This window comes from Deinococcus pimensis DSM 21231 (assembly GCF_000519345.1).
Lineage (GTDB): Bacteria > Deinococcota > Deinococci > Deinococcales > Deinococcaceae > Deinococcus_A > Deinococcus_A pimensis.
On sequence record NZ_KI912639.1, the window covers coordinates 25,532 to 26,242 of the forward strand.

A 711-nucleotide genomic window follows, 5' to 3' on the forward strand; every position below is an offset into this window, starting at 1 on the left:
CTCGCGCGTCTCGACGGAGAAGCGCCCGCCCGGGCGCGTGGACGCCTCGGCCGTGTTCGACGCGGTCGCGGCGCGGCTCGCAGGGCTCGACGTGCCCGGGCAGGTCACGCGCTCGGACCTCCCGTCGGTCCTCGTCGATGCCCAGCAGCTCGACCAGCTCCTCCAGAACCTCGTGTCCAACGGGCTGAAGTACGCCCGGCCGGGCGTCCCGCCGCGCGTGCACGTCTCGGCCGAGCCGGACGGGCGGATGTGGCGTTTCTCGGTGCGCGACGAGGGCATCGGCATCGAGGAGAAGTACTTCGAGCGGATCTTCGTGATCTTCCAGCGGCTCCACACCCGCGAGCAGTACGAGGGTACGGGTGTGGGGCTGGCGGTGTGCCGCAAGATCGTGGAGCGTCACGGCGGGCGGCTGTGGGTGGAGAGCGTGCCGGGCGAGGGCGCCACGTTCCACTTCACGCTCCCCGGCGCCTGAACCGGGCGGGTCTACAGGAACAGGCCGCCCACCCACTCGGTGGGCGCCTTCGCGTCCGGGTCGGTCTCCAGGCTCACGCAGAGGTAGTCGTCCGTGCCGACGAACGCCTCGAACACCGCGCGGCCCGTGTTCCCGCGCGCGGTGAGGGGCTCCCCGTAGGTCCAGTCGCGCGCGGACCACGCGCGGTACACGTGTCCCGCGCGTGGCGGCTCGGGCAGCACGAACAGCGCGCGTCCGTC

General features: G+C 72.7%; 1 protein-coding gene and 1 pseudogene. One reads left to right on the forward strand and one right to left on the reverse strand.

Annotation, left to right across the window (positions count from 1 at the left end):
* Positions 1-472: sensor histidine kinase (locus DEIPI_RS0110450; RefSeq protein ID WP_045234073.1), on the forward strand; the 472-nt coding region annotated here is incomplete at its 5' end.
* Between the two features lie 11 nt (positions 473-483).
* On the opposite strand, the pseudogene DEIPI_RS39450 reads toward DEIPI_RS0110450, so the two are convergent.
* Positions 484-711: pseudogene (locus tag DEIPI_RS39450) on the reverse strand (hypothetical protein); the annotation flags it as partial.